The organism is Pseudomonas sp. IT-P294 (genome assembly GCF_949767865.1).
Classification (GTDB): Bacteria; Pseudomonadota; Gammaproteobacteria; order Pseudomonadales; family Pseudomonadaceae; genus Aquipseudomonas.
Window position 1 is genome coordinate 429,445 of record NZ_CATKQW010000022.1, and the last position, 17,019, is coordinate 446,463.

Sequence of the window (17,019 nt, forward strand, 5' to 3'; positions counted from 1 at the left end):
ATCAAATCTCCCGGGCGACGATCAGAGATCGGCCGGCAGCGGCTCTTTGAGCCAGGTCCGGGAATTTTTCTCCAGCGCGCCGTCAGACTTGGCGGACGCGAGGATCTGGTTGACCTTGCCCAGCAGCGCCGGCTCGTTCTTGTTCACGCCGACATAGACCGGCGAATCCTTGAGCTTCACTTTCAACGCGGGTACGCGCTTTGGATTTTTTTCGCTGATCGCGACCATCACCACGTTGCCGCTGGCAATCAGGTCGACTTGCCCTGCGAGGTACGCGGCGATCGTCGAGTTGTTGTCTTCAAAGCGCTTGATGGTCACGCCTTCAGGGGCGACTTTGGTCAGTTCGATGTCTTCGATGGCGCCACGGGTGACGCTGATGGTCTTGCCCTTGAGGTCGTCGAGGCCTTTGATGTCGGCGTCTGGCGGGCCGAATACGGCGAGGTAGAACGGCGCGTAGGCGCTGGAGAAATCGATGACTTTCTCGCGATCGGGGTTTTTGCCCAGGCTTGAAATCACCAGGTCGACCTTGCCGGTGGTCAGGAACGGGATGCGGTTGGTGCTGTTGACCGGGGTCAGTTCGAGTTTGACCTTGAGTTGGTCGGCGAGCAGCTTGGCGGTGTCGATATCTAGGCCGCGCGGTTTCATGTCGGGGCCGACCGAACCGAACGGCGGGAAGTCCTGAGGCACGGCCACCTTGAGGACGCCACGTTTGACCACGTCCTCCAGTCCGTCGGCATGGGCGGGCACCTGGCTGAGCATCAGGCTGGCAAACAGGGAGGCGAGGAGGGCGCTGTAACGCAGGGTCATGGCAAATCTCCGGATCGGCGAGAAGTAATTTCTGCGGATCGACAGAGCACGGGCCATGCCAAGAATCGGTTTTGGGGGTTGCAGGCCACGGTTTTGCTGGGTTGATTCGGTCTTACTGGTCTGAACAGTTGCGCCGGGATTCGCACCCCGATGGCGCATCTGCCCAAACCGTCGAACCCCCATGGGGCACGACTTGCCGGGCGCTGCGAATAGCTTTAAAACTAGCGGCACATTCGCCTGGTCCGTCTGAAAAACATGAACTCGATTTCCCGAGCCGTACCTGAAGTGGCGCTGCAAGCCATCCGCAAACTCATCACCGAGCAGGGTTTCGGGCCGGGTGATGCCTTGCCCTCGCAGCGGGACCTGGCGGTGCAATTGGGGGTTAGCCGGGCGTCGTTGCGCGAGGCGTTGTCGTCGTTGAGTGCGTTGGGCGTGGTCAGCATTCAGCCCGGTAAAGGCGTGTTCGTGCAGTCGCCAGTGGATCTGTCACGTTCAGAAGCGGCGTTGAGCTGGCCGTTCGCGGCCCAGGCTTCGCCGCTGGATATTTTCCAGTTGCGCTATGCCCTTGAGGGTTTCGCCGCCGGCTTGGCCGCCGGGACCCTGAGTACGCAGGAGCTCGATGCGCTGGAAGACAACGTTGCTGCCATGCGCAACGAGTTGAAGGCCGGCGATTTCGAGGCGGCAGCGCGACTGGACTTCGAATTCCACCGGCGGATCCTGCTCGCCAGCGGCAATCAGGCGATGCTGAGTATCCTGACGGCCAGCGCCGAGATCTTTCTGGAGAGCCAGAAGCTACCGTTCATCCGGGCCGAAAGGGCCCTGGAAACCTGGCAGGAGCACCGCAAAATCCTTCGTGCGCTGGCTCGGCGCTCGTCCTCCGCGGCGCAGAAGGCCATGCATGAGCATGTGCGCAACGCGGCACTGCGCACAGGAATTGCCTTCGTCGCTCCCGCCACCTCATGACTTGAGCTATACCCAAACTCATGCGCCACCATAGCGAGACTCAATCATCTGCACCTTCCTGAACGAGGGAAGGGCGGCTATGATGGGCCACGTTTTTTTGCTTACAACCTGGAGACTTCCATGAGCAGCGATCTTATCAAACACGTTAGCGACGCTAGCTTCGAGGCCGACGTACTCAAGGCCGAAGGCGCTGTACTGGTCGACTACTGGGCTGAATGGTGCGGCCCTTGCAAAATGATCGCTCCTGTTCTGGACGAAATTGCTGAAACCTACAAAGGCAAGCTGACCATTGCCAAGCTGAACATCGATGAAAACCAGGAAACCCCGGCCAAGCATGGCGTGCGTGGCATCCCGACACTGATGCTGTTCAAGAACGGCAACGTTGAAGCGACCAAGGTCGGCGCACTGTCGAAGTCGCAACTGGCTGCTTTCCTCGACGCCAACATCTAAGCGTCGTTGTAAAGTGTCCGAAAAAAGGCCCCGCACATTGCGGGGCCTTTTCGTTATTCAGGGCTAGACGCTCTGAAACTCAGGTGGTACATTCGGCCCCGCACTGGTTTCTCCATTGCCCCCTGCTAGCCGTCGCCGACGCACTCCTTTTCGAATAAGTACGCGATCCTGTCGCCTTCTCTGCGGCGCGGCCTCATTAAGCCAAAAGCTTAATTTCCCCCCCTCCATAAATGATTACGTCATTCCTATATGAATCTGACTGAACTCAAGCAAAAGCCGATTACCGAACTGCTCGAATTGGCCGAACAGATGGGCATAGAAAATATGGCCCGTTCGCGCAAGCAGGACGTGATTTTCTCCCTGCTCAAAAAGCACGCGAAAAGCGGCGAGGAAATCTCCGGTGATGGCGTGCTGGAGATTCTCCAGGACGGCTTCGGCTTCCTGCGCTCCGCTGACGCTTCCTATCTCGCCGGCCCAGACGATATTTACGTCTCGCCGAGCCAGATCCGCCGTTTCAACTTGCGCACCGGTGACACCATCGTTGGCAAGATCCGCCCTCCAAAGGAAGGCGAGCGTTATTTCGCACTGCTCAAGGTCGACACGATCAACTACGATCGTCCCGAGAACGCGAAAAACAAGATTCTCTTCGAGAACCTGACCCCGCTGTTCCCGACCGTGCGCATGAAGATGGAAGCCGGCAACGGTTCCACCGAAGACTTGACCGGTCGTGTCATCGACCTGTGCGCCCCGATCGGCAAAGGCCAGCGCGGTCTGATCGTTGCACCGCCCAAAGCGGGCAAGACGATCATGCTGCAGAACATCGCGGCGAACATCGCACGTAACAACCCTGAAGTTCATCTGATCGTGTTGCTGATCGATGAGCGTCCGGAAGAAGTAACCGAAATGCAGCGCACCGTGCGCGGCGAAGTGGTTGCCTCGACGTTCGACGAACCGCCAACCCGCCACGTGCAGGTTGCTGAAATGGTGATCGAGAAGGCCAAGCGCCTGGTCGAACACAAGAAAGACGTGGTGATCCTGCTCGATTCCATCACCCGTCTGGCCCGCGCCTACAACACCGTGATCCCGAGCTCCGGCAAAGTGCTCACCGGTGGTGTCGATGCCCACGCACTGGAGAAACCGAAACGTTTCTTCGGCGCTGCGCGCAACATCGAAGAAGGCGGCTCGCTGACCATCATCGCCACCGCGCTGGTTGAAACCGGCTCGAAGATGGATGAAGTGATCTACGAAGAATTCAAAGGCACCGGCAACATGGAATTGCCTCTGGATCGTCGTATCGCTGAAAAACGCGTCTTCCCGGCTATCAACATCAACCGTTCCGGCACCCGCCGCGAAGAGTTGCTGACTGCCGATGACGAGTTGCAGCGTATGTGGATCCTGCGCAAGCTGCTGCACCCGATGGACGAAATCGCTGCCATCGAGTTCCTGGTCGACAAGCTGAAAACGACCAAAACCAACGACGAGTTCTTCTTGTCGATGAAGCGTAAGTAAGACGGTTTTCCAACCGTCTGGAATGGCGCCCTTCGGGGCGCCATTTTTTTTTGCCTGAAAAGTGTGATGACGCAGGGCTTTGCCGTGTCGAGCAAGATGGTCACTCGCTTTAGACCGATGACAATCACCTGTCCGAGGTCGGTGCCCGCTTCATCGCGCCGGTGCTTGAGCCGCTGTTCAAGCGCCTGCAAACCCTGGCGGCGCTGCGCAATGGCAACGTGAATGCGGCCAAGTAAGCAGCGATAAGCTGCCAGCGAGCGGCAGAGCAGGTAGGATGTACGCCTATTTTAGGGGTGCCATCGTCAATGAAATTCAAGGACCTTCGGGATTTCGTGCAGCAGCTTGAGCAGCGCGGAGAGTTGAAACGCATCCAGATCCCCGTCTCTCCAGTGCTGGAGATGACCGAAGTCTGTGATCGCACGCTGCGGGCAAAAGGCCCGGCGCTGCTGTTCGAAAACCCGACCGGGTACGACATCCCGGTCCTCGGTAACCTGTTCGGCACCCCCGAGCGGGTGGCCATGGGCATGGGGGCCGAGGCGGTCAGCGAGCTGCGCGAAATCGGCAAGTTGCTGGCTTTCCTCAAAGAACCCGAGCCACCGAAGGGCTTGAAGGATGCCTGGTCCAAACTGCCGATCTTCCGCAAGATCATTGCCATGGCGCCCAAAGTCGTCAAAGACGCGGTATGCCAGGAAGTGGTGATCGAAGGCGACGACGTCGACCTCGCAATGCTGCCGGTGCAGACCTGCTGGCCCGGCGACGTCGGTCCGCTGATCACGTGGGGCCTGACCGTCACCAAAGGCCCGAACAAGGATCGCCAGAACCTCGGCATCTACCGCCAGCAAGTGATCGGCCGCAACAAGGTGATCATGCGCTGGCTGAGCCACCGTGGCGGCGCGTTGGATTACCGCGAGTGGTGCGAAAAGCATCCTGGCCAGCCGTTTCCTGTGTCCGTGGCACTGGGCGCTGACCCGGCGACCATTCTCGGCGCCGTGACACCGGTGCCGGACAGCCTCTCCGAGTATGCGTTCGCCGGTCTGCTGCGCGGCAACCGCACCGAGTTGGTGAAGTGCCGTGGCAACGACCTGCAAGTGCCAGCCACCGCCGAGATCATCCTTGAAGGCGTGATCCATCCGGGCGAGATGGCCGATGAAGGTCCGTACGGCGATCACACCGGTTATTACAATGAAGTCGACAGCTTCCCGGTGTTCACCGTCGAGCGCATCACCCACCGGATCAAACCGATTTATCACAGCACCTACACCGGCCGTCCGCCGGATGAGCCGGCGATTCTGGGCGTGGCGCTGAACGAAGTGTTCGTGCCGATACTGCAGAAGCAGTTCCCCGAAATCACCGACTTCTACCTGCCGCCCGAAGGCTGCTCCTACCGCATGGCCATCGTGACCATGAAGAAGTCGTATCCGGGTCATGCCAAGCGGGTAATGCTCGGTGTCTGGTCGTTTTTGCGACAGTTCATGTATACCAAGTTCGTTATCGTCACGGACGACGACATTAACGCGCGGGACTGGAACGACGTGATCTGGGCCATCACCACGCGCATGGACCCCAAGCGCGACACGGTGATGATCGACAACACGCCGATCGACTACCTCGACTTCGCCTCGCCGGTCTCTGGCCTGGGGTCGAAGATGGGGCTCGATGCCACGCATAAATGGCCGGGCGAAACCACTCGCGAGTGGGGCCGGGTCATCGTCAAGGACGAAGCCGTGACCAAGCGGATCGATGCCATCTGGAATCAGTTAGGAATAGATTGATGCGTGTAACCTTGCAGCCCTCCGGAGCAGTGCTTGAGATATTGCCCGGCGAGCGGATTCTCGATGGCGCGCGGCGCCTGGGTTATGAATGCCCGCAAAGCTGCCGCAATGGCAATTGCCATGTGTGCGCGGCCTTGCTGGTAGAAGGGCGGGTCGAGCAGGCCGGCGGTGTGCGCGATCATGGCGAGTTCTACACTTGCATAGCAGAGCCGCTGGAAGACTGCATCGTGCTGTGGGATGGCGTGCTTGCGCTGGGAGAACTGCCGGTGCGCAGCTTGTCGTGTCAGGTCATTGAATGCAGGGACGTCGGCGGGGATACCTTCCGCGTGCATCTGCGAGCGCCGGCCGGCAAGTCGCCGCGCTATCACGCCGGTCAGTATTTGATGATCGAGCGCGAGAACGGCGAGAAATCCGCCTTCTCCCTGGCCTCGGCACCGCACTCGGGGCGCGACCTGGAAATTCATGTGCTGGCGCGCGAAAGCAGTGCGCTGAATCTGATCGAGCAACTTCGGCGCAATCCGATGGTGCGAATCGAGATGCCGTTCGGCGATACCCACCTGGCGGAATTGCCCGACGGTCCGTTGGTGTTGATTGCCGCCGGCACTGGCATGGGGCAGATCCACAGCCTGATCGAACATTGCCGCGCCACCGGCTTCAAGCACCCCGTGCATCTGTATTGGGGCGTGCGTCGACCTGAAGACTTTTATGCCATCGAACATTGGGATGAGTGGTTGAAACTGCCCAACCTGTTCCTGCATAAAGTCGTCAGCGACCAATGCGGCTGGCAAGGGCGCTGCGGGATGCTGCATGAGGCGGTGTGTGAAGATTTCCAGGACCTCAAAGCCTTGCATGTCTACGCCAGTGGCTCACCGGCCATGGTCTACGGCACGCTGGATGCGTTGGTCGACGCCGGGATGGACGCTCACCAGATGCGCGCAGACGTTTTTGCGTACGCGCCTCGATCTTGATCCGCGATCTTGATCCTGGATCTTAAATCGTTATACCTCCCTATATAGCCGATCGGTATTTATAAATTTATATAAATGCCGGTAGGTTATATCTCGTTCAGGTAATTATTCAAAAACAGTGCGTGGCACTTAAATTGCCTTAAAACATATGTGCCTTATTGTTACAGCGGTGCGTTCTATTTAGTAATTCTTTATTCGCGGGGAGCTGAACGCTATTCGCCATGAGTGCCATCGAATCTGGATTTTTGAATCTGGCTTACCCTCCGCGGCTCGATCTGGGGCCGCAGCTTACGCACGAACAATTGCTCAGCTCGATGCAATCGACCATGGCGCGCCACAAGGGCGGGCCGGTCTGGCTGTTTGCTTATGGTTCGCTGATCTGGCGCCCCGAATGCCCGGCGGTTGAACGTGTTCGCGGCCGAGTGCATGGCTACCATCGCGGTTTGTACCTGTGGTCCCACGAACATCGCGGCACCCCCGAAGTGCCAGGGCTGGTCTTTGGTCTGGATCGGGGTGGTTCTTGCAGCGGCTTCGCTTATCGCTTGCCTGAAGAACAACTTGAAGCGTCGCTATATGCTTTATGGCAACGAGAGATGCCATTCCCGTCCTATCGCCCACACTGGCTCAATTGCCGTCTCGAAGATGGAAGCCAGGTTCAGGCGTTGGGGTTTGTATTGGAGCGACACCTGCCCAGCTATGCCGGCAACTTGCCGGATCACGTGCTGAGTCATGTGTTCGAAAACGCTTGCGGGCGTTACGGCACCACTCGCGATTATGTCGAGCAGACCGCCAACGCCCTGCGTAGCCACGCCATGCCAGACCGGAATCTGGAGGCGCGGCTCAAGCGCTGCAAGTCAAAAGTCGATCAGGCGATCGCTTCGCGGGTCTGACTGGCGACGTTCTTGTGGCCCAATGTCGGCGCCAGGAACACCATCGCCAGCAGGCAGGCAACGACCAGCAGAATGAAGCCGCCATCCCAGCCGAAATAGTCCACGGTGTAACCCATCAGGGCACTGGCTGCGACTGAACCGCCCAAATAACCGAACAGACCGGTAAAGCCCGCCGCCGTACCCGCGGCTTTCTTCGGCACCAATTCCAGCGCCTGCAAGCCGACCAGCATCACCGGACCGTAGATCAGGAAGCCGATGGCGAACAGCGAGATCATGTCGATCATCGGGTTGCCTGGCGGATTGAGCCAATACACGATTGTCGCAACGGTCACCAACGCCATGAACACCATGCCGGTCAGGCCACGGTTGCCACGGAAGATCTTGTCCGACATCCAGCCGCACAACAGCGTGCCGGGAATCCCTGCCCACTCGTACAGGAAGTACGCCCACGAGGTCTTGTCAAAGTCGAAATGCTTGACCTCTTTGAGGTAGGTCGGGGCCCAGTCCAGGATGCCGTAGCGCAGCAAGTAGACGAAGACGTTGGCCATGGCGATGAACCAGAGCATTTTGTTGCGCAGCACGTATTTGACGAAGATGTCCTTGGCGCTGAATTCCTCTTCGTGGCTGGCGTCGTAGCCTTGCGGGTAATCGTTCTTATACTTCTCGATCGGCGGCAAGCCGGTCGATTGCGGCGTATCGCGCATCACAATGAAGGCAAATACGGCGACCAGCAGCGCCACGGCGGCCGGGACATAGAACTTACTGTGCCAGTCGTTGAACCAGCCCATGCCGAGAATCGCCAACGGGCCGATCAAGCCGCCGCCGACGTTATGCGCGGTGTTCCAGACCGACACCACGCCTCCGCGTTCTTTCTGCGACCACCAGTGCACCATGGTCCGGCCACTCGGTGGCCAGCCCATCCCTTGTGCCCAACCGTTGATGAACAACAGGATGAACATCATGGTCACGCTGGACGTTGCCCATGGCGCGAAACCGAACACGAACATCACCCCTGCAGAGACCACCAGGCCGAAGGGCAGGAAGTAACGCGGGTTGGAGCGGTCGGAGACGATGCCCATCAAAAACTTGGACAGGCCGTAGGCGATCGCAATCGCCGACATGGCCACGCCCAACTGACCCTTTGTGTAGCCTTGGGCGATCAGATCCGGGAACGCCAGTGTGAAGTTCTTGCGCAGCAGGTAGTAACCCGCATAGCCAATGAAAATCCCGGCGAAGATCTGCCAGCGAAGGCGTCGGTAGGTGCTGTCTATTTTTTCTTCAGGCAATGGAGCCTGATGTGCGGCAGGACGAAAGAAAGCAAACATTCAAGAGCTCCAGATTTCTTGTTTTGACTGCGGATGCGAATGTTACAGTTTCGTTACCGAAAATAGCACCGGTTCGCATTAGCAAAACAGCGGAAATCAGGGCGATCGCATGTTCTTTTACGAACATGTCGCTCAGGTATAAGTGAAGGGCGGTATGGGAGCCGTCCTATGCCGCTACACCCGAGCCTATTTTTTGAATGTGATTTGTACGCAGTAGTTGGAGCGCGAGCTGCTCCTATCGTTGATCGCCAACCTGAACAGGCGCGTTTCTCTGGGCCCGGACAATAAAAAAGCGGCCTGGCTAAACCAGACCGCTTTTCCTGGCTCAGCGAACTTGAACCACCACTTTGCCGACCGCCTTGCGCTGGCCAAGATCATTGATCGCCTGCGCCGCATTGCTCAGCGGGTACACCTGAGACACCAACGGCTTCAGCTTGCCTTCGGCAAACCAGCCAAACAGTTGCTGGAAGTTCGCCGCGTTGTCCTGCGGCTGGCGTTGGGCAAAGGAGCCCCAGAACACACCGACCACGGCGGCACCCTTGAGCAGCGCCAGGTTCACCGGGAACTCCGGGATCCGTCCGCTGGCGAAACCGACCACCAGCAGGCGGCCGTTCCAGGCGATGGCGCGCACGGCCTGGTCAAACAAGTCGCCGCCGACCGGATCGTAAATAACATCGGCGCCCTGGCCGTCGGTCAGGCGTTTGATTTCGTCCTTGAGGCTGGTTTCGCTGTAGTTGATCAGCTCATCGGCGCCAGCAGCCTTGGCCACGGCCAGCTTCTCGGCGCTGCTGGCGGCGGCAATCACGCGGGCGCCCATGGCCTTGCCGATTTCCACCGCAGCCAGGCCAACACCGCCGGAAGCGCCGAGCACCAACAGGGTTTCGCCTGGTTGCAGGTTGGCGCGTTGCTTGAGCGCATGCATCGAAGTGCCGTAGGTCATGCTGAAGGCAGCGGCGGTGTTGAAGTCCATCGACGGCGGAATCGGCAGCACGTTGTAGCCCGGCACTGCGACCTGTTCGGCGAAGCTGCCCCACCCGGTCAGGGCCATGACCCGGTCACCGACCTTGAGGTGACTGACCTTTTCACCCACCGCACTGACCACGCCCGCCGCCTCACCGCCCGGCGAGAACGGGAAGGGCGGCTTGAACTGGTATTTGCCCTCGATGATCAGCGTGTCCGGGAAATTCACCCCGGCGGCGTGCACGTCCAGCAGGATTTCATTCTTCTTCGCGACAGGGCTGGCGACCTCTTCCAGCACCAGCGATTCGGCAGGGCCGAAGGCTTTGCACAGCACGGCTTTCATCAGGGCTATTCCTTTGGGAGTGATGGCCGATAAGTGTAGGTGTGTGAGTCGATGGGTCAACGAGCATGCCCGACCCTGATAGTCAGCCATAAGCTTGTGCTTGAGCGGCGGGTCGTTATGCTAGGCCGCAAACCGGATAAGGAGCGAATTGTGAAAGCGTGGATCATGTTGTTGCTGGCCCTGTCTCTGCCTGTGGCAGCGATGGCCGAAGAAGCCAAAGAGGGTGAAGCTCCGAAGGTCAATTACATCACCTTGAGCCCGCCGTTCGTGGGCAATTACGGGCTGGACGGTACGCCAAAGCTCAAGGTCTACAAGGCCGATGTGGCATTGCGCGTGACCGGTGAGGAGGCCACCAAAGCGGTGAAGGCCAACGAGCCGTTGATCCGCAATCAGTTGGTCGCGTTGTTCGCACAGCAGACGACCGAGGCGATGAATAACGTCGAAGCCAAGGAGAAGCTGCGCCAGGAAGCCCTGAAGCAGACTCAGCAAGTGATGAACGATGAAACGGGTAAGCCGGTGGTTGAGGATTTGTTGTTTAACAACCTGATCATTCAGTGAGCCCCCCCGTTTTGCTAGTAGTTCTGTTCACTTAAGATGGTTTTGGGGTTGGGGTTGGGGTTGGGGACATATCCGTTTCTGCGGTAACGGCGGCTTAGGGTTCCGCCCTGACGGCGGGTCACTTGGAAAAGCCCCAAGTAACCAAGGGCTCTTGCCCCTGACGTTCGGTGCCTCGCTAAGGCTCGGCATGCCCTTGCTCCGGTCCTGCTCCGTGGGCCCGCCGCCATCGGCCATCCATGGCCGGGGGCGGCTACCGCGGCATCCTTGCCGCGGTGCCCACTGCGCAGAACCTGCGCTCGGCCTCTCGATGGGGCATGCACCGCAAAAGCCAAAGCGAGGCGGCCTGCGGGCCGGCCTGTTTGCTCAACGCTTGCGCGTCGTGATGGTCGTGATCGTTCCCATGCTCCGCGTGGGAATGCCGCCGGGGACGCTCTGCGTTCCGCTGTCGACACCAGACTTGAGTCTTGCGCAAGGGTGACGCGGAGCGTCACGGGATGCATTCCCACGCGGAGCGTGGGAACGATCAACGGTGTACACCCGTCGCTCCTCACCACTCTTCAGGTCGAGCGTTAGCTCGCCTTCCGCTTTTGATCTTGATCTTGATCTGCCCCGTCGGAAGGCCGAACGCAGGTTCTGCGCAGTGGGCAACCCGGCATGGATGCCGGGTTAGCCGCCCACGGCCATGGATGGCCGATGGCGGCGGGCCCACGGAGCAGGACCGGAGTGAGGGAATGCCGAGCCTAAGCGAGGCACCGTACGTCAGGGGCGCAAGCGCTTGGTTACTTGGCGCTTTTCCAAGTAACCCGCCGTCAGGGCGGAACCAATAGCCGCCGTTACCCCAAAAACGGATATGTCCCCAACCCCAACCCCAACCCCACCCCCAAAACCGCCACCATTCAAGACGCCAGACTCTTGCGAAACCGCATCAACGCAATCGCAAAGAACAGCAGCCCGATGGCGCTCAATGCCAACAGGTCCGGCCAGACCACGCTCAGCCCGGCATCGCGAAACAGGATGGCGGCGCCGAGGCTGACAAAGTGCGTTGATGGTGACCCCTGCATCACCCATTGCAGCCATTGCGGCATGCTGTCGAGCGGCGTGCTGCCACCGGACAGCAACAGCATCGGAATGATCACCGGAATGGCCAGCAGGCCGAATTGCGGCGTCGAGCGAGCCAGGGTCGCGAGGAAAATCCCCAGCGCCGTACTGGCGAACAGATAAACCGCGGTGACCATCAAAAACAGGCTCATGGAGCCCGCCAATGGCACGCCCAGTGCGCCTTTGACGATCACTTCCAGCGAAATCCAGGTGCACACCACCACCACCAGCATGTTGCTCCATATTTTCGCCAGCATGATTTCCAGCGCGGTCAACGGCAGCACCAGCAAATGGTCGAGGGTGCCATGTTCACGCTCGCGCAGCAGTGCCGTGCCGGTCAGGATGATGGCCAGGATGGTGATGTTGTTGACGATCTGAATCACCGCCAGGAACCAGCCACCTTCCAGATTGGTATTGAACAGCGAGCGGGTGGTCAGCAGAACCGGTGCCTGGTTGGCGGGATCGTTTTGCCCACCGTAGTTGAGCAGTTCGCGCTGGAAGATCCGCCCGATGTAACCCGCGCCCATGAACGCTTGGCTCATGGCCGTGGCGTCCACGTTCACTTGCACCGCCGGTTGGCGACCGGCCAACAGATCCGCCTGGAAATTCGCCGGCACATTGATCACAAAGGTGTATTTCCCGCTGTCCATGACCTGATCGAGTTGCGCGTAAGGCAGCAGCACCGGTCGCTGGAACTCCGGCGGTTGCAGGGCTTGCGCCAGTTGGCGTGACAGGTGGCTGTGATCTTCATCCACCATCGCTACGCTGGCGTTGTGCACGCCAATCACCGAGCCGGCGGCGGGCATATAGATCGCCACGGTAAAGGCGTAGAACAGGAACACCAGCAACACACTGTCGTGCCGCAGGCTGGTCAGCTCCTTGAGGCCCAGCCGAAAAATATGCGCAAGCTTGTGCATCAGGCCTCCTGCTTTTTCAGCATCACCAGGCTCAGCCCGGTGAAGGCAAGAAAGAACCCGAACAGCGCCAGGCATTGGGGCCATAACTGTCGCAGGTCGAGCGCTTTGGTGAAGGTGCCGACGGCGATATCGAGAAAGTAACCGGCCGGAAACAGCATGCCCATCACTGCGGCGGCGCCTTCCAGGGAGGAGCGCGGCACGATCAGACCGGAAAACTGGATAGTCGGCAGGCTGGTGATGATCATCGTGCCGAGGATGGCGGCGATCTGGGTGCGGGTGAATGCCGAGATCAGCAGGCCCATGCTGGTGGTTGCCAGCACATACAGCAGCCCGCCGAAGGCCAGGGTCAGGCCGCTGCCCTTGAACGGTACGCCGAACAACCAGCGGTTCATGGCTGTCAGCACCGCCAGGTTGATCAGGCTGACCGCCAGGTACGGCGCTTGTTTGCCGAGCAGGAATTCCAGGCGTGTCAGCGGCGTGGCGTAGAAGTTGGTGATCGACCCCAGCTCTTTTTCCCGCACGATCCCCAATGCAGTGAGCATGGCCGGAATGAACGCGAGAATCAGCGCCATCACCCCGGGGCCGATGGCGTTGACGCTGACGACATCCTGGTTGTAGCGGAATCGGGTTTGCAGTGTGGCCGCGGCTTGTCGATTCAGTGCAGGGCTGCTCTGTTCGGCCAACTGTTCAATGTTGGCCTGATGCACCGCCTCCACGTAATTGCGGCTGGTCTCCGCGCGAAACGGCATGCCGCCATCAAGCCAGGCAGCCACGGCCGGTTGACGTCCGGCGTACAAATCCCGGCCAAAACCTGGCGGCACTTCCAACGCCAATTTGATTTCCGAGCGCTGAAGGCGTCGATGCAGCTCTTTGGTGTCGCGAATCGGCGCTTGTTCGGCGAAGTATCGCGAGCTGCGGAACGCTTCCAAATAGGTGCGGCTTTGCGGCGTCTGGTCCTGATCGAACACGGCGAACGCGAGTTTTTCCACGTCCAGGGAAATCCCATAGCCGAAGATCACCATCATGAAGATCGCCCCGAGCAAAGCGAACGCCATCCGCACCTTATCGCGCAGCAACTCCTTGGCTTCGCGGCTGGCCACTGCCACCAGGCGAGCGACACTGAAACCACGTTGCTTCATCGGTGGAGGCGGTGCGACGGCTACTTCGGTGGGCACCGCAGGCGTCGGTGCTTCGCTTGTGCCTTGGGCCTGTTCCAGGCAAGTGACAAACGCTGCTTCCAGGGTTTCGCCCTCGAACTGTTGTTGCAAGGCCGCCGGGGTGTCACAGGCCAGTACCTTGCCGGCGTGCATGAACGAGATGCGGTCGCAGCGCTGGGCTTCATTCATGAAATGCGTGGAGAGGAAAATGGTCACGCCTTGCTCGCGGGACAGTTCGATCAGCAATCGCCAAAAGTCGTCTCGCGCGGCCGGATCCACGCCGGAGGTGGGTTCGTCGAGGATCAGCACTTCCGGGCGATGCAGCACCGCCACGGCCAGCGACAGTCGCTGACGCAAACCCAAGGGCAGGGCGCCGGACGGCTGATCGGCGACACTGTCCAGATTGAAACGTTGGATGAGTTCGTCAATGCGCCGGGCGCTGTCGGCCTTGGGCAAATCGAACAGTCGCGCATGCAAGTCCAGGTTCTGTCGCACGCTGAGTTCGCCATACAGCGAGAAACTCTGGGACATGAAACCGACCCGTTTGCGGGTGGCCAGGTCCTTGGCGTTTACCGGATTGCCCAGCAGGGTGGCGCTGCCCTCAGTGGCGGGCATCAACCCGGTGAGGACTTTCATGGTGGTGGTCTTGCCGCAGCCGTTGGAGCCGAGAAAGCCGAAAATCTCACCGCGACCGATGGCGAAACTGACGTTATCCACCGCAGTGAAATCGCCAAAGCGCAACGTCAGGCCGTGGGCCTCGATGGCGATATCCGTGCTGGCGCCGGTCCTGGGTGGTATCACCAGCGGCAGGTTGTCGTGGCCGCTGGCGCCCTGAAAGTGAGTGAATGCTTCGTCGAGTTTGCCGCTGGGCGTCGCGGCGGCCAATTCGCTGCTCAGTCCCGTGGCAATCAGTTTGCCGCCGTCGAGCATCAGGCAATGTTCGAATTGCTCGGCTTCTTCCATATAGGCGGTGGCGACGAGCAATGTCAGTTGCGGGCGTTGGCGGCGTACGTCGTCGACCAACTCCCAGAAATGTCGGCGGGACAAGGGGTCTACGCCGGTCGTTGGTTCGTCGAGAATCAGCAGGTCTGGTTCATGGATCAATGCGCAACACAGCCCGAGTTTCTGTTTCATGCCCCCCGAGAGCTTGCCCGCCGGGCGATCGGCGAACCGCAGCAAATCGGTGGCCAGCAACAGGCTGTGCATGCGCTCATCGAATTCAGCTTTCGACAGGCCGAACAGGGTGGCGAAAAAGTGGATGTTCTCGCTGATCGACAAATCAGGGTAAAGGTTGCCGCCCAAGCCTTGGGGCATGAAGGCGATACGGGCATAGAGACTCGTGCGGTGGCGGCGATCCTGGATCGAGCCGCCCAGCACGTCCAGTTGACCGTCCTGCAGGGTTTTCACGCCTGCAATCAGTCCCAGCAAGCTCGACTTGCCGGCACCATCGGGGCCGATCAACCCGCAGCGGGTGCCCGCCGGCAGGCTGAACAGGATGTCACTGAGCGCGTGCTGCTTGCCGTAACGGTGGTTGATGCCGGTCGCTTGCAGCGCCAGGTTGGTCATTGCAGGTTGGCCGGCCAGTTGATCGGCGCCGTGCGCACGTAACCGGCGCCCGGCATGCCCGGTTTAGCCTGGGGCAGGGCGCTCGGATCGGTCAGGCGCAACTTGACGCGGAACACCAGTTTTTGCCGCTCGTCGCGCGTCTCGACTTCCTTGGGGGTGAATTGCGACTTGGCCGCGACGAAGCTGATTTTTGCCGGCAGCGGATGGTCGGGCAGGGCGTCGAGGAGGATCCGCGCTTCTTCGCCGACCGCCAGGCGTCCGGTGATGGAGGCCGAGAGGTAAAGGTTCATGTATTGGTCGCTGGGGTCGATCAGCAACAGCACCCGTCCGCCGGCGCCCAGCACTTCGCCGGGTTCGGCCATGCGCAACTGGATCACCCCGTCGATGGGCGCGCGCAGGCTGCTGTCATCGATTTCGCTGGTCAACATGGCAACTTGTGCCTGCGCCGCTCCGATCGCTGCGCCGACCGCCGAGACTTGCGCTCGGGCCGCTGCGACGGCTGCACCGCCGGTGTCCAGGCGGGCTTGTTGCTGATCAATGATCTGGCCGCTCACGAAACCGTGTTTGAACAGTTCCTGAGACCGTTTCAGTTCCTGTTGAGCGAGCAGTTGTTCGCTCTGGCGCAGTTGCACGTTGGCCTGGGCGGCGGAGAGGTTTTCCCGGGCGCGCAACACCTCGGCTTGCGCCTGATCGCGCTGGGCTTCGAGGGTGCGCGTGTCCATCCGGGCCAGCAGTTGGCCTTTGCTGACCTTGTCGCCTTCATTGACCAGCACTTCGGCCAGTCGACCAGGGGTTTTGCTGGCGATCTGCACTTCCGTGGCCTCGAGCCGGCCGTTGCCGACATACAAGCCTTCGGGCAATCGGTCATGCATCGACTTCCAGTAACCGAAGCCCCCGGCGGCCAGCAGTAAAACCAGCAAAGCGCTGGCAAAAAGAATCGAAGAGCGGCTGTGAGTCGACATGCTGGCATCCTGCGGCTATTGCGTCCTAGTCTGGCAGAGCAAACGCCGGGGCGAGTTGATGCCAGTCAACTGGGACACAGGCTAACCCGGTTCTGCACGCAAAAGGGATGGCGAAGTGGTTTTGATTTTTTAGCGTAGATCGAGAACGGCCGCCCACTGCTCGGCTGTCACCGGCATGACCGACAATCTCGAGCCTTTCTGCACCAATGGCATCTGCTCCAACGCCGTTTGCTGCTTTAGATAATCGAGCTTCAACACCTTGGCAAACGTCTCGACATGCGCGACATCAATGGCGCTCCAGGCGTTTTTTTCTGCGCTGGCCTTCGGGTCGTAGTAATGGCTTTCAGGTTCCAGTGCCGTCGGGTCCGGGTACGCGGCTTCGACAATCTTGCCGATTCCGGCAATCCCGGGCTCGGGGCAGCTGGAGTGATAGAAGAAAAACTCGTCGCCCACCGCCATTGCACGCAAAAAGTTGCGCGCCTGATAGTTGCGAACCCCGTCCCAGCGCGCTCGACCCAGTTTCTCGAGGTCTTTGACCGAGAGCTCGTCGGGCTCGGATTTCATCAGCCAGTACGCCATCGTTTTTGCTCCTTGCGAGGTGGTTGGGCAAGTTATCGGGCGATTTTATGACAAACCGACGGTCGGTTGACGCCAGCGTTTGCGTGTCAGTTCACGTTGTCGCAAAATGCCGGCCTTCTAAGCTTGACGCTGCTGCACGGCCTACACCTACAACGGAAACCGCTGCTGTCATCGTATTGATGTGCCTTTGGGGGG

Annotated in this window: 14 protein-coding genes; 7 read left to right on the plus strand and 7 right to left on the minus strand. The window is 59.8% G+C overall.

Features of this window, described 5'->3' with window-relative positions; translation table 11 throughout:
* Positions 1 to 21: 21 nt before the first annotated feature.
* Entirely contained in the window at positions 22 to 807 is a 786-nt protein-coding gene (locus ACM6I0_RS17110; RefSeq protein ID WP_285436371.1) for a transporter substrate-binding domain-containing protein, read from the minus strand.
* A 255-nt stretch (positions 808 to 1,062) separates the two neighbouring features.
* Between ACM6I0_RS17110 and ACM6I0_RS17115 the strand changes: the two genes are divergently transcribed.
* The 6 genes from ACM6I0_RS17115 (at position 1,063) to ACM6I0_RS17140 (ending at position 7,359) form a co-directional block, all read left to right on the plus strand.
* Positions 1,063 to 1,770 (plus strand): FadR/GntR family transcriptional regulator, encoded by a 708-nt coding sequence (locus ACM6I0_RS17115; RefSeq protein WP_285436370.1) that lies wholly within the window; start codon positions 1,063 to 1,065, stop codon positions 1,768 to 1,770.
* Positions 1,771 to 1,890: 120 nt separating this feature from the next.
* Complete coding sequence (gene trxA / locus ACM6I0_RS17120) at positions 1,891 to 2,220, plus strand: thioredoxin TrxA (RefSeq protein WP_003177349.1); 330 nt, start codon at positions 1,891 to 1,893, stop codon at positions 2,218 to 2,220.
* 249 nt (positions 2,221 to 2,469) lie between these two features.
* On the plus strand, positions 2,470 to 3,729 hold the full coding sequence (gene rho, locus ACM6I0_RS17125; RefSeq protein ID WP_007942421.1) for a transcription termination factor Rho: 1,260 nt from the start codon (positions 2,470 to 2,472) through the stop codon (positions 3,727 to 3,729).
* 305 nt (positions 3,730 to 4,034) lie between these two features.
* Positions 4,035 to 5,501: a 4-hydroxy-3-polyprenylbenzoate decarboxylase gene (gene ubiD, locus ACM6I0_RS17130; RefSeq protein WP_149660221.1), complete on the plus strand. Its 1,467-nt coding sequence runs from the start codon at positions 4,035 to 4,037 to the stop codon at positions 5,499 to 5,501.
* The gene (locus ACM6I0_RS17135) at positions 5,501 to 6,469 is read left to right on the plus strand and encodes a CDP-6-deoxy-delta-3,4-glucoseen reductase (RefSeq protein ID WP_414922870.1); all 969 of its coding nucleotides are present in this window, start codon (positions 5,501 to 5,503) and stop codon (positions 6,467 to 6,469) included. The genes ubiD and ACM6I0_RS17135 overlap by 1 nt, the downstream gene beginning before the upstream one ends.
* Positions 6,470 to 6,690: 221 nt before the next feature.
* Complete coding sequence (locus ACM6I0_RS17140) at positions 6,691 to 7,359, plus strand: gamma-glutamylcyclotransferase (protein ID WP_285436363.1); 669 nt, start codon at positions 6,691 to 6,693, stop codon at positions 7,357 to 7,359.
* Here the strand turns inward: ACM6I0_RS17140 and glpT are convergent.
* Positions 7,335 to 8,684: a glycerol-3-phosphate transporter gene (gene glpT, locus ACM6I0_RS17145; RefSeq protein ID WP_414922871.1), complete on the minus strand. Its 1,350-nt coding sequence runs from the start codon at positions 8,682 to 8,684 to the stop codon at positions 7,335 to 7,337. The two genes, ACM6I0_RS17140 and glpT, sit on opposite strands and share 25 nt — an antisense overlap.
* Before the next feature lie 325 nt (positions 8,685 to 9,009).
* Positions 9,010 to 9,987: an NADPH:quinone oxidoreductase family protein gene (locus ACM6I0_RS17150; RefSeq protein WP_285436359.1), complete on the minus strand. Its 978-nt coding sequence runs from the start codon at positions 9,985 to 9,987 to the stop codon at positions 9,010 to 9,012.
* Positions 9,988 to 10,137: 150 nt separating this feature from the next.
* On the opposite strand from ACM6I0_RS17150, the gene ACM6I0_RS17155 reads away from it, so the two are divergent.
* Positions 10,138 to 10,545, plus strand: a complete 408-nt coding sequence (locus ACM6I0_RS17155) for a flagellar basal body-associated protein FliL (RefSeq protein WP_038980837.1) — start codon at positions 10,138 to 10,140, stop codon at positions 10,543 to 10,545.
* 896 nt (positions 10,546 to 11,441) lie between these two features.
* Here ACM6I0_RS17155 and ACM6I0_RS17160 read toward each other — a convergent pair.
* The 4 genes from ACM6I0_RS17160 to ACM6I0_RS17175 form a co-directional block, all read right to left on the minus strand.
* Entirely contained in the window at positions 11,442 to 12,560 is a 1,119-nt protein-coding gene (locus tag ACM6I0_RS17160; RefSeq protein ID WP_285432997.1) for an ABC transporter permease, read from the minus strand.
* Complete coding sequence (gene rbbA, locus ACM6I0_RS17165) at positions 12,560 to 15,283, minus strand: ribosome-associated ATPase/putative transporter RbbA (RefSeq protein WP_414922872.1); 2,724 nt, start codon at positions 15,281 to 15,283, stop codon at positions 12,560 to 12,562. The genes ACM6I0_RS17160 and rbbA overlap by 1 nt, the downstream gene beginning before the upstream one ends.
* Positions 15,280 to 16,245: an HlyD family secretion protein gene (locus ACM6I0_RS17170; RefSeq protein ID WP_414922873.1), complete on the minus strand. Its 966-nt coding sequence runs from the start codon at positions 16,243 to 16,245 to the stop codon at positions 15,280 to 15,282. The genes rbbA and ACM6I0_RS17170 overlap by 4 nt, the downstream gene beginning before the upstream one ends.
* Before the next feature lie 129 nt (positions 16,246 to 16,374).
* Positions 16,375 to 16,824 carry an EVE domain-containing protein gene (locus tag ACM6I0_RS17175; protein ID WP_285432994.1) on the minus strand — a complete coding sequence of 150 codons (450 nt, stop codon included), beginning with the start codon at positions 16,822 to 16,824 and terminating at the stop codon, positions 16,375 to 16,377.
* Positions 16,825 to 17,019: the final 195 nt, after the last annotated feature.

Excerpts from the sequence above, each read along its gene's own strand:
- ACM6I0_RS17110 (WP_285436371.1), bottom strand. The coding sequence starts at position 807 with ATGACCCTGCGTTACAGCGCCCTCCTCGCCTCCCTGTTTGCCAGCCTG.
- ACM6I0_RS17115 (WP_285436370.1), top strand. The coding sequence starts at position 1,063 with ATGAACTCGATTTCCCGAGCCGTACCTGAAGTGGCGCTGCAAGCCATC.
- trxA (WP_003177349.1), top strand. The coding sequence starts at position 1,891 with ATGAGCAGCGATCTTATCAAACACGTTAGCGACGCTAGCTTCGAGGCC.
- rho (WP_007942421.1), top strand. The coding sequence starts at position 2,470 with ATGAATCTGACTGAACTCAAGCAAAAGCCGATTACCGAACTGCTCGAA.
- ubiD (WP_149660221.1), top strand. The coding sequence starts at position 4,035 with ATGAAATTCAAGGACCTTCGGGATTTCGTGCAGCAGCTTGAGCAGCGC.
- ACM6I0_RS17135 (WP_414922870.1), top strand. The coding sequence starts at position 5,501 with ATGCGTGTAACCTTGCAGCCCTCCGGAGCAGTGCTTGAGATATTGCCC.
- ACM6I0_RS17140 (WP_285436363.1), top strand. The coding sequence starts at position 6,691 with ATGAGTGCCATCGAATCTGGATTTTTGAATCTGGCTTACCCTCCGCGG.
- glpT (WP_414922871.1), bottom strand. The coding sequence starts at position 8,684 with ATGTTTGCTTTCTTTCGTCCTGCCGCACATCAGGCTCCATTGCCTGAA.
- ACM6I0_RS17150 (WP_285436359.1), bottom strand. The coding sequence starts at position 9,987 with ATGAAAGCCGTGCTGTGCAAAGCCTTCGGCCCTGCCGAATCGCTGGTG.
- ACM6I0_RS17160 (WP_285432997.1), bottom strand. The coding sequence starts at position 12,560 with ATGCACAAGCTTGCGCATATTTTTCGGCTGGGCCTCAAGGAGCTGACC.
- rbbA (WP_414922872.1), bottom strand. The coding sequence starts at position 15,283 with ATGACCAACCTGGCGCTGCAAGCGACCGGCATCAACCACCGTTACGGC.
- ACM6I0_RS17170 (WP_414922873.1), bottom strand. The coding sequence starts at position 16,245 with ATGTCGACTCACAGCCGCTCTTCGATTCTTTTTGCCAGCGCTTTGCTG.
- ACM6I0_RS17175 (WP_285432994.1), bottom strand. The coding sequence starts at position 16,824 with ATGGCGTACTGGCTGATGAAATCCGAGCCCGACGAGCTCTCGGTCAAA.